Annotated in this window: 12 protein-coding genes; 9 read left to right on the top strand and 3 right to left on the bottom strand. The window is 40.3% G+C overall.

The features are described 5' to 3' along the window. Window positions 1-37 precede the first annotated feature (37 nt). Both MR764_RS18235 and MR764_RS18230 read right to left on the bottom strand, forming a co-directional pair. A complete protein-coding gene (locus MR764_RS18235; RefSeq protein ID WP_247980891.1) occupies window positions 38-1306 on the bottom strand; it encodes a metallophosphoesterase in 1269 nt (422 codons plus the stop codon). Between the two features lie 187 nt (window positions 1307-1493). Then, window positions 1494-2420, bottom strand: a complete 927-nt coding sequence (locus MR764_RS18230) for a glutaminase (RefSeq protein ID WP_247980890.1) — start codon at window positions 2418-2420, stop codon at window positions 1494-1496. A gap of 479 nt (window positions 2421-2899) precedes the next feature. Here MR764_RS18230 and MR764_RS18225 point away from each other — a divergent pair, with 479 nt between their 5' ends. From MR764_RS18225 to MR764_RS18200, 6 genes are all read left to right on the top strand, one after another. Next, complete coding sequence (locus MR764_RS18225; RefSeq protein WP_247980889.1) at window positions 2900-3670, top strand: amidohydrolase; 771 nt, start codon at window positions 2900-2902, stop codon at window positions 3668-3670. Between the two features lie 278 nt (window positions 3671-3948). After that, entirely contained in the window at window positions 3949-4632 is a 684-nt protein-coding gene (locus tag MR764_RS18220) for an energy transducer TonB (protein WP_247980888.1), read from the top strand. A gap of 228 nt (window positions 4633-4860) precedes the next feature. Further along, a complete protein-coding gene (locus MR764_RS18215) occupies window positions 4861-5259 on the top strand; it encodes an energy transducer TonB (RefSeq protein WP_247980887.1) in 399 nt (132 codons plus the stop codon). A gap of 92 nt (window positions 5260-5351) precedes the next feature. Beyond that, window positions 5352-5747 carry a BlaI/MecI/CopY family transcriptional regulator gene (locus MR764_RS18210; RefSeq protein WP_247980886.1) on the top strand — a complete coding sequence of 132 codons (396 nt, stop codon included), beginning with the start codon at window positions 5352-5354 and terminating at the stop codon, window positions 5745-5747. Continuing rightward, entirely contained in the window at window positions 5731-7149 is a 1419-nt protein-coding gene (locus MR764_RS18205) for a M56 family metallopeptidase (protein ID WP_247980885.1), read from the top strand. The genes MR764_RS18210 and MR764_RS18205 overlap by 17 nt, the downstream gene beginning before the upstream one ends. A 260-nt stretch (window positions 7150-7409) precedes the next feature. Beyond that, window positions 7410-8660 carry a tetratricopeptide repeat protein gene (locus tag MR764_RS18200; RefSeq protein WP_247980884.1) on the top strand — a complete coding sequence of 417 codons (1251 nt, stop codon included), beginning with the start codon at window positions 7410-7412 and terminating at the stop codon, window positions 8658-8660. A 114-nt stretch (window positions 8661-8774) separates the two neighbouring features. On the opposite strand, the gene MR764_RS18195 is transcribed toward MR764_RS18200, so the two are convergent. Further along, a complete protein-coding gene (locus tag MR764_RS18195; RefSeq protein WP_247980883.1) occupies window positions 8775-9719 on the bottom strand; it encodes a LuxR C-terminal-related transcriptional regulator in 945 nt (314 codons plus the stop codon). Window positions 9720-9899: 180 nt separating this feature from the next. Here MR764_RS18195 and MR764_RS18190 point away from each other — a divergent pair, with 180 nt between their 5' ends. From MR764_RS18190 to MR764_RS18180, 3 genes are all read left to right on the top strand, one after another. Next, window positions 9900-10601 carry a DUF975 family protein gene (locus tag MR764_RS18190; RefSeq protein WP_247980882.1) on the top strand — a complete coding sequence of 234 codons (702 nt, stop codon included), beginning with the start codon at window positions 9900-9902 and terminating at the stop codon, window positions 10599-10601. Window positions 10602-10703: 102 nt separating this feature from the next. Then, the gene (locus MR764_RS18185; protein ID WP_247980881.1) at window positions 10704-13583 is read left to right on the top strand and encodes a hypothetical protein; all 2880 of its coding nucleotides are present in this window, start codon (window positions 10704-10706) and stop codon (window positions 13581-13583) included. Window positions 13584-14504: 921 nt separating this feature from the next. Further along, complete coding sequence (locus MR764_RS18180; RefSeq protein WP_247980880.1) at window positions 14505-14918, top strand: helix-turn-helix transcriptional regulator; 414 nt, start codon at window positions 14505-14507, stop codon at window positions 14916-14918. Window positions 14919-15478 lie beyond the last annotated feature (560 nt).

The following is a 15478-nucleotide window of genomic DNA, read 5'->3' as shown; positions in this document are numbered from 1 at the left end:
CAAAAGTATTTCTTTTTATGATATAAAACAAGTCCGTTTAAACCAACTCAATCACCGTAATTTCAGGTGGCATCCCAATTCTTCCAGGAAAACCAATGTAGCCAAAACCTCTGTTTACGTATAGGTATTGTTTGCGTTCATTGTACAAGCCTCCCCAGCGAGGATATTTGTATTGAACCGGACTCCATTTTATCCCGGCACGTTCAATTCCAAACTGCATGCCGTGTGTATGTCCCGAAAAAGTTAGATCGATATTGGTTTTGTCCAAAACCTCGGCATCCCAGTGCGAAGGATCGTGACTCATCAGTAATTTAAATCGATTCGCATCAATTCCTGTTGTCGCTTTTTTCAGATCACCATGTTGCGGAAACGGAGGTTTGCCCCAGTTTTCGACACCGATCAATGCAATTTCTTCATCGTCGATCCGAATGTTTTCTGACTCGTTCAGTAGTAAACGAAAGCCCATTTTTTTATGAAACCTTTTGATGGCATCCAGGTTTTTCTCTTTTTCTGCAGGCGACTTCCATTCCGAATAATCGCCGTAATCGTGATTTCCCAAAATCGAATATTTCCCTATTCTGGCTTGCATTTTTGATAAAACCGGTGCCCAATCTTCGGTTTCTTCCGCAAAGTTATTTACCAGGTCGCCGGTAAACAAAATCAGGTCGGGTTCCTGCTCGTTTATCAGTTCCACTGCTTTGGACACCTGGTCGAACTTTCGGTTAAAACTTCCCAGGTGCATGTCGGAAATATGAACGATTTTTAAACCCTTAAACGATGCCGGAAGATTGTCAAAACTGATCCTTTCGCGCATCACCCTGAAATTGAATTTCCCCTTTGTCACTCCGTACAGAATGGAGGCAAACGGAATGGCCGCTATAAACAGGCCCATTTGGTACAAAAATTCGGATCTCTCCATTTTTTTCGTCGCGTTTAACTGTGGTACACTCTTTTTCTTTCTCCCTCTGAACCATTGGATGGTTCCCATTGTCACTCTTTGAATGTCCTTAAGCAGGACGAAAAGTATAAATACAAACTTGGGTATGTAGAACAACGCAAAACCAGCCACCAGGTAGCCCACGTATATGTAGGCATCTGATTGTTTTACGTGTTTTATTCCAAACATAAAAAGGCAAAAACCTGCGAAAACGATCAGCGAAATGCCCCAGAATAAAATTCTAAAGGCTTTTCTGATTACCGAAAATCTGATTCGGGCGATCAGTGGATTTATGCCGCGGAAGGTGTAAAAATCTACCAGCAACATAAAAAGAAACAGTGGAATTAATAAAAATATACTTGCTCTCATTTACAGGTAATTCTTTTCGGTATGCGATTCAAATGATTCAACGTTTAAATCTACATCCTATTACTCTGCTAAAAACAGGTTTACTCTGAAAATGTTGTTATAATTACAAACTATTCCTAATTTGATGAATGACAAATAACAAACAGGAAACATTGCTTCGACTTGTTGGGACAGAGGTCTCGCTGGTTTAAAATATCGATAATTCGGTGCGGGTGGTGAATAATTCCAGAAACTTCATGCCACGGTACGAATTTCCTTTGAGGTTGAGTTTCGGGCTCCACACGGCAATACAGTATTTTTCGGGATGAATGGCCACAATGCCGCCTCCAACACCACTTTTCCCGGGTAATCCCACCTTAAACGAGAATTCACCCGATTCGTCATAAAAGCCGCAGGTTTGCATCAGGGCATTTAAGCGTTTGGTCTGGCTCATATTTAACAAAGTAGCGCTGTTGCTGATCACATGATGGGTATCTACCAGGTACATGAAGGTTTGGGTCAGTTCGCGGCAGTTCATTTCGAGCGAACACATGTTAAAGTAGAAATCGAGCACTTCGTCAGGTTCGTTCCGAATGTTGCCATACGATTTGATAAAGTTGCAAAGCGCAATATTCCGGTAACCCACTGACTTTTCAGAGCGGGCAATTCCGGCAGAATACTCCAGACCGGAGTTTTTACTCAGTTTACGGACGAAGGCCAGAAAATCAACAGGAGCATCTTTGAGTTCGCTTATGAGCATGTCGCATATTACGAGCGCACCTCCGTTGATCAACGGGTTACGCGGAATGCCGTTGTCGGTTTCCAGCTGAATGAGCGAATTGAATGGCGTTCCCGACGGTTCAACGCCGACGCGTTCCCAGATTTTATCGCCCAAAATACCGTAGGCAAGGCTCAGTGACAAAACCTTTGAAATACTTTGGATGGAAAAACGGGTTTCACAGTCGCCGGTCCCAAAGCCTTTGCCGTAAAGAGTGGTCAGATAAACGCCGAATTTTTCCGGATCGACCCCCGATAACTCCGGTATGTACTGTGCCACTTCGCCTGTGTTTTCTCCGTTTTTAACCGCTTCAAATATCTCGCTGATGATGTCGCCGTAATCCATTTTTATGGTCATTATGTTTCTATTCTTGCACTATGCCGCGCGGTTTCGTTTCTTAATTAATAGGAGTGAAGATAAAAAGTACAGCGTTTGTGAATTATGAGTTTTGTTGGGGTTTACCTGAAAACAAGAAGAAATACCTGTTCATTGAAAAAGATGGGCCGGGCGGGGATGTTACTGCAATTTTACCTGTGATGATTCGCATATAAAGCATGAGTTTGTTTTTCGCGTGTTACTTTCTATAAATGGTAAAAGCGCCTGGGCACCGTTTACGCCGTTATTTTGTTTTTTGGATTTGCATTTTATTACGCGGACACCAGTTGCAGAGAATAAGTTTAACAAGCAACGAAACTCTGGTTATTATGTTCTACTTTTATACCAGTTGAACAGCTAACCCGGAATTTGTCTTCAGAATAGTTTTATAGCGTTGTTTTATTGAAGCATAATCCGGTATGGTTTTATTAATAAAGAACGAAAAGCATTATATAACTACCATGGAAAATCTAAAAATCACGATCATTCAGCCTGATATCATTTGGGAAAATATAACTGCGAACCTGGAAAAATATTCCCGTTTGATCGGAGATGTAATTCAACCCGATTTGATCGTTCTCCCTGAAATGTTCACAACCGGTTTTTCAATGAATCCTGAAAAACATAAAGAACCAATGAATGGGCCGACAATAAGTTGGATGAAAAATATCGCGAAGGAAAAAGATGCATCGGTGGTGGGCAGTTTGATTGTTGAAGAAAACGGACTTATTTATAACCGGGCCGTATGGGTTTTTCCCGATGGGGAAGTGAAGAGCTACGATAAACGGCATTTATATACCATGGGGAAGGAGCACCTTTATTACGAAGCCGGACGCTCGAAAACCATAATTGAGTACAAAGGATGGAAGTTTTGCCCGCTGATTTGCTACGATCTGCGTTTCCCGGTGTGGGCGCGGAATGCCGAAGATTACGATGTGTTGATTTACATGGCCAACTGGCCGTCTCCCCGCCATCATGTGTGGAAGAACCTGTTAGTTGCACGTGCTATCGAAAACCAATGTTACTGCGTCGGGATTAACCGCTCGGGTTCCGATGGTGCCGGATTAAGTTACAAAGGTAATTCGGCTTGTGTTTCGCCTAAAGGCTTTGCCGATTTTATGCCCGAAGAGGAGAGTGTGCAAACTTTTGAAATTTCTTACAGCGATCTTCACAAATTCAGAAAAAGCTTTCCACTGCTTGACGATAAAGACAGCTTTATAATTGAAATTTGATTTAATTGCTGGCCAGCAGATTTTGCATGGGTTCGAACACTAAGAACACTTCTTATATCTCGGCATAGTTATTGTTAAAAAGTGTTTAATGAAAAGAACCTGCGGAGAGGAAAAAGTCAGGAGATCATCGGTTCAATTCAAGTTGTTTTTTTCGTGAATCAGTCATTTCAACATACAGATTTATGTTAATTCATTATCTGTTGATGTTCAATTGATTTGAAAGAATGGTATAACAAACTGAGCGGTAAAAGTATTGTTAAACCAAATTTTTAAGAGTCATGAAACGAAAAAAATCATTGAAAGCAGATTTGGAAGGAAAAAGAAGCACATTCTTCTTAATCGGATTGGTCGCAGCACTCGGCCTGGTTTTCACAGCCTTCGAATGGACCACTCAGCCACGAAAAGCCACTCTAGCCGGCGGAACTCCTGTTTATGTAATAGAAGATGAAATTGCTCCCATTGTAAAAGAGCCCAAAGAGCAACTTCCGGAACCTGAACAACCCAAAACCATCGAAATTATTAACATCGTAAAAGACGGCGTTGAGGTTATCGATCCGAACTTCGATTTTGCGGAACCCGAAGATCCGCTGGTTCTTGATTTGCCGGTGGTGGCCACAAATCCTCCGGAAGAGGAGGAAGAAAAGATATTTGTCAATTCTGTGGAAATACCTGCTGAATTCCCCGGAGGCGAACGCTCGCTGTACAAATACATCAGTGATCACGTAAAATACCCCATTATTGCCCAGGAAAACGGGGTACAGGGAAAAGTTTATATCAACTTTGTGGTTGATCAAAACGGAGATGCCATCAATGTAACCGTTGGACGTTCAGTGGATACTTCTCTTGATGCAGAAGCCATACGTGTTATTCAGAGTTTGCCCAGGTTTAAACCTGCCATGCAAGGAGGTAAAAAGGTCAAAGTATACTACACCGCTATCATTAATTTCCAGTTGCAGAATTAGTTTTAATTACTAATGGATTAATAGATAGTAATATACGATTCTGTTTTAAGAAAGAAATACCACATAACTAATTTTTTAGTTTGAAAACTAAGAAATTAGTTATATGTTTGTTAAAGCGAATGTAAAACAATATTGTTTGATTAATAGGGAATGGTTAAGAACCTTTAATGAGCAATTTTCAACTTTAAATAGTAGGAGATATAGAGTGTTTAATTAAATCGTAATGGTATGAAAACAAGTTTATTTTTTATTCTAATGTGCTTTGTGGCAACGTTTGCTGTCCAGGCACAAAAAACCGATAAAAACAAGGATAAGGTTTTTACGGAAGTAGATGAACAACCGGTTTATCCCGGAGGAGAGGAAGCTTTGTTCAAATTTATTAGCGACAATGTCAAGTATCCGGTGAAAGCCCAGGAAAAAGGTATTCAGGGAAAAGTGTATGTCGAGTTTATCATAGATAAAACAGGCACAGTAACCCAGGCAAAAATATCGCGGAGCGTTGACACCGACTTGGATAATGAATCTCTTCGGGTGGTTAAGCTTTTAAAAAAGTGGACTCCCGGGAAAGTAGAAGGAAAACCTGTAAATGTAAAGTACACTCTTCCTATTAGTTTTGCATTGAGCTAAAAAAATTTATTTACTATAACTAAAAAAATAGTTACAAGACTAACGTCTTAGGTATAGTTTTTGATAGAGAAAGATGTACAAAATTTTAGGGTATGAAAGAGCTAACAAAAGCTGAAGAACAGGTGATGCAATTTTTATGGAAGCTTGAAAAAGCATTTGTAAAAGACATAGTAGAAATGATGGAAGATCCCAAGCCTGCCTATAATACGGTGTCAACCATTATTCGGATTTTGGAGAAAAAAGGCTTTGTGGGGCACTATGCCTACGGAAAAACTCATGAATATTTTCCTTTGGTAAGCCGAAAGGAATATACGCGGACCTTTATGAAAAATTTTATGCGCAACTACTTTAGTGGCTCTTTTCAGGAAATGGTTTCGTTTTTTGCCCGCGAAGACAACATGAGTATTTCGGAGCTGGACGAGTTAATGGAAGATGTGAAACGTGATCTTGAAACCGAAAATACTGACGAAAATGAACAGCGCAGTTAACTTTCTGGTGGAGTCGGGAGTGAGCCTTGCGTTACTCTCGCTTATTTACATTCTGTTTTTGAGGAAGGAAACTTTCTTTCGACTCAACCGTTTTTTCCTGCTGGTTTCGGTGGCTTTTTCAGTGCTGCTGCCCTTCCTGCATTTTCGGGTTTACGAAGGCCAGCCCATTCTGCTGGCCGAAGTTACCGTTACCCCGTACAAAAATTTGTTGGAGGCAGTAACTATTTATGGACAGGATTTTTCCGGAACAGTAGTAAATACAATTAGTTCGAGCCGATTGATCATTTTTGGCTATCTGCTGGGACTGCTGTTTTTTACCCTCCGTTTAGGATTGAAATTGGCACAGGTTTTCGCGCTGATTCGAAGAAATCCGGTTCAGGCAAGTGGCAGGATTAAATTTGTGCTGCTGGAAAAGGAAATGAGTCCGTTTTCTTTCCTCAATTATGTATTTATTAATCCGCACCGAAGAGAGGACAACGATTACAAAGAAGTGCTGGCGCACGAAATGGAACACATACGCCAGGGACATACCTTTGATGTTCTTATTCTGGAGGTGCTGACGGTTCTGCAGTGGTTCAATCCATTTATGTGGATTTTAAAAAAGGTGATTCGCGAAAACCATGAATTTCTCGCCGATCGCGCTGTCTTGAGTTCAGGTGTTAATGCCGGCCGTTACAAACAGTTGCTGCTGAACCAGGTACTGGGCCTGCAACCTGAAGTTGCTAATCATTTCAATTCATCATTAATTAAAAAACGTATAAAAATGATATCAGGAATAAAATCATCAAAACTGGCTAACATAAAATACCTGGCCGGTGCAATTAGTATTGTCGCATTGGTAACTGTTTTTGCCTGCGAGAATAAGGAAACGATCGAAGTGGAGTCGGCAGCTGAAAAGGCCGCTTCTTTGCAAATTTCGGTGGAAGACGGAAAAATTAAGCTATTGGGCGATGATGTGGATATTAAAAAAGTGGAAGATATTCTGTCGGCCGGTAACATTCGGGTATCAAAAGACAGTTTGGGAAATACTTATATGTGGAGTGAAGAAGCGCCAAATTCAATTTATGCCAGAAATGAAGAACTGGACCAGGTTTTTCTGATCGTTGAAGATATGCCGGTTTTTCCCGGAGGAGAAAATGGTTTGCGTAAATACATTGCAAATTCGGTGAAGTACCCGGTACTCGCGCAGGAAAACGGAATTCAGGGAAAGGTGTATGTGACCTTTGTAGTCGGGAAAGATGGCTTTGTAAAGAATGCCCGTATTGCCCGAGGGGTTGATCCCGTGCTTGATAAGGAGGCTTTGCGGGTGGTGAATACTTTGCCTCAGTGGAAGCCAGGAATACAACGGGGCGAACCGGTAAATGTAAGTTACACGGTTCCCATCAATTTTGTGTTGCAATAAAAAAGGCTTAAAAATACAGTTCATTCACATAGGTGAAGTGGAAATTTGGATGGAATTTAACCACAAAGCATAGGAAACATTTCGGTTATCATCCTTTTGAAAATGGATGAATTAATTGCTTGTTGACCGGAATACTGAAGCATGGAGTCCGAAGTAAATTTCGGTTTTCTTCGGCCTTCATGCTTAAAAATAAGACTTACAGAAACTAAAGTAGCAATATGAAGTTCAGGCTTTTATCATCAACTTAAAAATAAACACTCATGACACACCCGTTTAAATGTCTTTTGCTAAGCTTACTGATGCTTCCGTTTCTATCTGAAGCTCAGCATTCAATCGATCAGTTGATTATCAGTAAAAATTACCCCCGGGCGCTTGCTGAAATCAATAAGCAACTGGAAAAATCACCATCTGCCGAATTGTACCTGAAGAAAGGAGTTGTTTTTCAGAATTTACAAGATTACCAGCAGGCTGTAGCTGCGTTTTCTGAAGGACTGATGTACGAACCGGAGAACGTAACAATGCTGGGAGAAACTGCCGAGAGTTTTGCGATTTTGGGAAATAACCAGGATGCGGTTTCATTTTATAAAAAAGCAGTGAGTCTGGCTCCGAATGACCTGGTGCTGGCCGGAAAACTGGGCCGTGTTTATATCAACCTGAAAGACCATAAAAATGCCTACGATGTTTTTTCTTCGATTTATGCGCGCGACTCTTCCAATGTGTTCTGGAACAAGCAACTGGCATATTGTGCATTTAAAGCAGCAAGGCGAGAAGAAGCAATTCATTTGTACGAAAAGGTGCTCTTCGCCAATCCACGTGACTACACTTCGTATCTAAATCTGATTAATTGCTACAGTACCGGAAAAGATGGCAACCGGATAATGGCCGTCATCGAAAGAGGGCTGGCTCAGTTCCCTGCCGATCCGGATTTGCTGCTCGAAAAAGCGATGTTTTTTTATGCCACCAAACGCTATGGCCCGGCAATGATCGCATTTGAGAAGTATAAAGAAGTGGAAGAGCAGGTGCCGTACGATGTTGAAATGAACTATGGGATTGCCACCTATTTTGCCGGTTTTGAGGATAAAGCGCTTGAAATTTTCAATAAACTGAATCAAGTCAATCCGAACGATGCATTGGTCATCTACTACCAAAGTTTGTGCTACAAAAAAATGAAAGATTTTGAACAGGCCGGGAAGTTGATGCAATGGGCAATCGATGCTTCTACCCCCGATTATGTTGCCGAAATGTATCATCACCTGGGGCAAATTTTTGGGCAACAACGCATGTTTAAAGAATCGATCGATGCACTGAATAAAGCCCTGGAACTGAATCCCGGGAAAGTGGAAGTATTATTCGAAATTGCCACGACCTATGAAGAGTTTAACTCCAATAAAACGTTGGCAATGAACTACTACAACATCTACATTAAAGAAGCGGGTGAAGCCGGAAAGAACATTTCGTATGCCTTAGATCGCATCGAAAAGCTTAAAGAAGATCTGTTTTTTGACGAGTAAAACTGAGGTGGAACAGCCATGAGATTTTGATTGCCGAAAGTTCGTTTTCTATATTTAATTCGAAGCTTCAACAACGGTTTTGATTGCCTTAAAAGAAGAAGTGGATTAACGAACTTAATTTCCGGTTTTTTCGCGAACCAGGTTGGCCAGTTGCACCCGGCTTTTTACTCCGGTTTTGGTAAAAATGCGGTGGTTGTGGTCTTTCACGGTTTGCAGCGTAATAAAAAGCCGGTCTGCAATCATCTTGTTGCTGTGGCCTTTGCAAATTTCGAGTATGATTTCTGCTTCCCGTCTGGATATTTCATAATTGGCGCAAAAAGCTTCAAAATCCATATTTATTTCAGAAGAAGCCGGTTTCTGGTTTAACCTGATGGTTACCGGAATAAAAATTCCGGAGGCAAAAAGCAATACAATAGCAATGCCTTCCGAGATATAGTCGAAAAGGTTGAAAAAGCTCATTGCTGCCGAATAGACGATGACTGTCATCAGGTAGAAAAGGGCTTGATTTTTCCCAAATCCTGATTTCGTGCTGAGATGCTTTTGTTTTGATGAAATAAAAAAGGGTAGCATAAAAAGGAGATGTATCAGCAAATTCAGGGCGATCAAAATTCGAATAACAAAGAGGGTAGCATTGGGAGGCATCACAATAATTCCGGTGTAGATTAAAAAATCAATCAGGAAAACCAACAGGGCTAAAACCGGGAAAAAGAGAAAGGCAAACAGCGGTTTGATGGTATGACCGTTTTCCAGGATTGAAAATTTCAATAACATAAACCAGCTCACCACCATAAACGGAATTCCAATCATTGGAAAGAAAAACGCCAGTTTGGAGCTAAGCTCGGTGCTAAGTTGCAGGTCGTTGAGCAAAAGATGCAGGGCCGCGTTTCCCCATACACTGTAAATCAAAAATGAAAAAAGAAAGATCTGGTGATAAAGCAGCATGGCCATTACGGGCTTCTTTTCTGCCTGGTACAACTGGATGGCAGTAAGAATTCCCAGTGCCGTCATTCCACCGGATATGATAAATGCGATAATGTAAACAAGATTTTCGAGCCACATGGTTCTGGAACTAAAGTAGTGTTGTGCAATTTTACGAACTACCTGTATTTACAGCTAACTACGAAAGTAGTGAATTTAGGAAATCCAACTTTAGTAGGAAGGAAATTTTTGGCAGATGCCGTAGCTTTGATTCAGCAAAAACAAAAAACAACGTTCAGAAACAATTTAAAATCTAAAAAAATGGAAAACGAATATTATTACAACCAGGTTCCATCAATTGGTGGAAGTTTTAGCTACGGATGGCGCACCATGTTTGGAAAATCTTTTCTGATACTGTTTGTGGCAGTCATCATTATGGGACTGCTAAACGGCCCTTCGGCAGGATTAAAATTCAATGATCACAGTTCGCTTTTTACCGGCTTGATTTTATTGCCGGCGGCCCTGTTTGGTTTGGCCTACGCTTTCTTATTTCTACCCGTGATTAAATACGGCCGCGATTTGATGTTTCTACATGCAATGCGTGGCGAAGAAGCAGAAATAAAAACATTGTTTGAAGGGTTTCGCAAAAACTACCTGAATATTATACTGGCCAACCTCATTGTGTTAGCCCTGGTGGCCGTAGGAACCATAATGCTCATCGTTCCCGGGATTATTGTATTGTGCAGACTGATATTCGTACCCTATCTGGTTATGGATAAAAATTTGGAAGCAATGAAAGCGATCGAAAAAAGCTGGCAGATGAGTCGTGGTCACGGATGGGAGATATTTGGAATGTTGATTCTGTCGTTCTTTATTGCCATCGGTGGTTTGATTGTATTCTTTGTGGGGATCATTTTTGCACGGATGTGGAGGCATTCAGCTTTCGCTACATTTTATCAGTCGGTGCTAAACCAGTCTGAAGATGATAATCCAATTCCGATACTCGGTGTTAACGAGCAATAGATTTAAAACAAAAAACAAAAGCAAGCAAAAGGCCCGGATTTTTCCGGGCTTTTGTTTTTTTTTGAATTGCTTTGAGTATTTTGGGTGTCAATTTACGCAAGCATGAAAAAACTACTCCTATTTCTGTTTTTACTAACGGTATCTGTAGCGAAGGCGCAATATTTTCAAACCGGACAGGATCCTTCTTCGATAAAATGGCGGCAGATCAATACCGAAAATTTTCAGCTTATTTATCCTGTTTATTATGAAAGTCAGGCACAGCTCCTGGGGCAAAAATTGGAGAAAGTTTATGCTTATGCCAGTTATTCGCTGAAGTACCGGCCGAAAAAAATATCGGTGATTTTGCACACGCAAACCGTAAATTCGAATGGTTTGGTGGCTTATGCGCCCAAACGCTCCGAGTTTTACACCACGCCACATCAGGCAATTTTTCCGCTCGACTGGTTGGAGCAATTAGCGGTTCACGAATTCCGGCATGTTGTCCAGATCGACAAGATCAATTCAGAATTGCCAAAGATCATCAAACTGCTGTTGGGTGAACAGGGAACAGCCCTGGTTTTTGGCGCTTATTTGCCCTGGTGGTTTATTGAAGGCGATGCGGTAGTTACCGAAACGGCGCTCAGTTCGTATGGTCGGGGACGACTGCCTTCTTTTCTGATGGAGCACCGTGCTTTGGCCGTGAAAAACGGAATCGATTCGTACGACAAAGCTTACCTGGGATCGTACAAAGAATATGTTCCCAATCATTATAATCTGGGCTATTATTTGGTGGGAAATGCACGCGAGCGCTATGGTTCTGAATTGTGGGAAAAAGTGTTGCAGCGTGTGGGAGACAAACCATTTTCACTTACGCCGTTTAATTCAGCCCTTCGGTCGGAAACCGGATTGAACAAGGTGGAACTGTATCAGTCGGTGTTTGACAGTTTGGCCCGGGTGTGGAAAGCAGAAGATGCTTTGTATAAGGAACTGGCAAGTTTGAAAATTTCGAAACCGTCGGAAAAATACAGCAATTATCAATACAACCATTGGCTAAACGACCGAGAAATGGTTTCTTACAAAACCAGTTTCGATGACATTGCCGCCTTTGTTAAGATCGATATGCCGGGCCGCGAAGAGGTGCTTCATCGTCCCGGGACTATATTTGATGAATCGGTGAGTTATGCGGGAGAATGGATAGTATGGTCGGAACAAATTCCAGACCTTCGCTGGTCACACAGCGGGCGTTCAGTCATTCAGCTCTTCAATATAAAGACAAAGCAAAAAAGGAGTCTAAAAACCGAATACAAAGCTTTTGCTCCCGTACTTTCATTTGCACACGATAAAATATTGGTGGTTGAAGCTGATTTCTCGAGTAATTATTATCTCACTGTTTATGATTTGGTATCGGGTAAAATGATGAGCCGTTATCAGACACCGGAGAACAACTATTTTTTGTCGCCGCAGTGGTTAAATGATAATGAAGCGATTGTTGTTTTGCTAACCAATCATGGTAAACGTTTGGCAAAGATTGATCTTGAAAAGAAAAAATTCAGTATTCTTCTGGATCAGGACCTGGGTGAAATCAAGCAACTTCGGATCCGAAACAATCAACTTTATTTTATTTGTGGATACTCAGGAAAAGATGCACTTTACTCGTTCGATCTCGCAACCAGCAAGGTGGAACAACTTTTCGAGCCGCGCTTTGGCGCTGCTTACCCCGCCATTAGTTCTACCGGGGAAATATTGCTGAGCGACTATACCGCCGACGGTTACCGCCTTATAAAACCTTTGGATTTGCAGCCTCAGCAAATAAAACAGGTGGAAAAAGAAGAGTATCCTTTAGCCGGTGCGCTGGCCGGTCAGGAGATGGGAATACCTGATCTCAGTGCCAGCGACGACACGGCGCGATATGCTTCTGAAAATTACAGCAAGGCGGCACATCTTTTCAAATTCCACAGTTGGGCTCCGGTTTTTGTCGATCCCTACAGTTACGAATTTCAGTCGGGGGTAAGCGTAATGTCTCAAAATAAGCTGGGTACGGCTGAAACAGTTTTGGGATACAGGTGGAATACCGGGGAAAACAACGGAGATTTGTATGCGCATTTTATTTACAAAGGATGGTATCCGGTAATCGATGTTGAACTTAGTCAGGGTAAACGCTCGTCTCAATACAGTCAGATTACGGAATACACTAGAAATGGGCAGGTTGTTTCGAGAGATACAACAGTTAAAAGTTATGATTGGACAGAGAATAATTTAAGTACCACCATTCAGTTTCCGGTAAATTTAACCCGTGGAATCTACTACCGCTTGTTGCAGCCCGAATTAGGTTTCGACTATACAAATTACAAAACAGGTGTAAACGCTCCCGATGCATTTCCGGGGGGTACCTATAAATCGTTCACTTACCGGATGTATTATCATCAGATCCGCAAAAGCAGTTATCAGGATGTTTTGCCCGACTTTGGTCTTATCCTGGACGGAAGCTATATTCATTCTCCTCTTGGCGACAACGATTTAGGGAGTTTATTAAGTGGAGAAGGAATTATGTATTTACCGGGACTAAAAGCGAATCACGGATTGAGGTTATACGGAGGCGGACAGAAACGCATCAACGGCGATCATTTTAGTTACTCTGACGATATTCGGTTTCCCCGTGGCTGGAGACGAATTTCAACCAGAGAAATGGTGGTCGGCAATATCGATTATAAATTTCCCTTGCTTTATCCCGATTTAAGCATCGGTGGTCTGAGCTATATAAAAAGAATCACAGCTTCGGTATTTTTCGATTACGCTTATATGATTCGCAATTATTATTCGAACGGCCAGGTGACCGGATCCTTTTCTCAAAACATTTCTTCCTGCGGGGTAGAATTGTTGGGTGACGTAAATTTCCTTCGGTTTTATGCTCCGGTACAAATTGGAGGTCGTGTTTCTTACTTACCCGAGATTAAACATACGAACGTTGCGTTGCTTTTATCGGTTGACTTCTCATCTCTGTAACATTTTTTGAAAATATGGCGAAAAAGTGACCGTTTGAATTTTCTGGTTTCAAAATACAACGAGTTAAGTTCATTCGTAATGTTCACATTTATTGTTGATTATCTTTAAAAATTACAGTTTTTAAGTCCCTGAGAATTGAATATTTTTGAAATCACGCCCCATTGATCATAAACATAAGTCTTTCGTTAAATATAATTTGAACCGGACGCAGGCGAGAAGCCGTTTTTTAATGCTGCGCATAAATACTGAATGAATTCCGTTGAGAGTATTCCAATGCTGTTTTATCCATAAGAGAGATGCCAGGCCAAACAATAAGAAATTTTTAGACAGCATTCGGTTTTCTGAACAGCAATGCTAGACTAGGCTTCAATTACTTTTGTAATTCATAGACTTTGTAACAGAATAAAAGTGTAAATAGCTATAATATACATATGTATTTAGGGGCATTACTTATGTGATGTCGTTTTTTAATACATGGTTTACATTATTCATATATAAAAATAGGAGACAGGTGTGATGATTCACAGATATAAAATACAATTGTATAATATCTGTTATCGATTAAACAGTACATAAAATCTTTCACACATACTAACATCAATTGTTTTATAGTTCTTTATATCAGTACATTAAGAACATTAATTAAAGTTCTTTACTTCTATAGTGATTACATATAAATAAAAAAGAATAAAAATCACTTGCACGACAGATATATATATGCCTATATACTAGTTATTTGCGGTTTTTATATGAGGTGTATTGTTTGTTGGTGCTTGGATATTTGTCGTAATTATGTATCATTTTTATTGTGCGATTAATTGGTGAAGTGAAAAATAGTGTTACATTTGTAGATATTAAAGCGATGATTAACTGGACGCACAACTTAATTGGATTGCCAAGTGTTAATCTAATTATGAAAAAATGAAAGATCGAATCAAAGAGTATATGGATTACAAAAGCATTAATGCGGGAGAACTGGCATTGATGTTAGATGTACAGCGTTCCAACATCTCTCATATACTTAATGGCAGAAATAAGCCGGGCGCGGCTTTCATTGAAAAGATGCTTACCGTATTTCCTGACCTGGATGCCCGATGGCTATTGACAGGTGCCGGGGAAATGATCGAGAATAGTGCTAAAGACGCAAAACCTGCTGCAGAAGAGGAGAAACCTCATGAAGTAAAGAAAGAGCCGGTTGAAGAACCTATGATCCAGGAACAAATAACCAAGGTTAAATCAGATCCTGTTGTAAAGTCTGTCTTCTCTTCAGATGCCATTGAAAAAGTGATACTGATATACAAAGATGGTACTTTCACTACGCATAAAAACAGATAGATGTTTTTTACTCCTAATGTTTTTGGTTTTCATTTCGTTGAATACTTAAAATTATAGTTGTTGGAAATGTAAAATCAAATACATACATTTGTAACTAGTTGTTGTTGTAGAGAACTTTTGTAAGTCAAATTTTATTGCCTTTACTTATTTCAAGGGTAAAGGAAGGAGAACAGAAAGACTAATATTCCATTGGTCTTTCTGTTTTTTTTGTATATACTATATATATTTATATATCAACGCAATTAATACTACACAATTAGTCTAATGTTATTCTTTGATTGACTGGAGCATCCAATATCCCCAGCATTTATTCTTGATGCACAAATGTAAACAAACACAAAAAGCGGACAATTGAAAAATTACTTGAAAATTCACAAAAATAAACAACAGAAAGTTTGCATATGTAAATTTAAGTATTTACATTTGTTGCGTAATCAAATTACAACGAAGAACAAAGACAAGATGATAGACACGATATAATTTTTACAAACCCAATTTTTAGTTGATAAATCCAGAAGTCGCTTGGGCCACTAGTAATAGTGGCCTTTCTGGTTTTTATA

It is taken from the genome of Maribellus sp. YY47 (assembly GCF_023111095.1).
In the GTDB taxonomy this organism is placed as follows: Bacteria; Bacteroidota; Bacteroidia; order Bacteroidales; family Prolixibacteraceae; genus Draconibacterium.
This window is presented reverse-complemented; position numbering and strand designations above follow the sequence as displayed.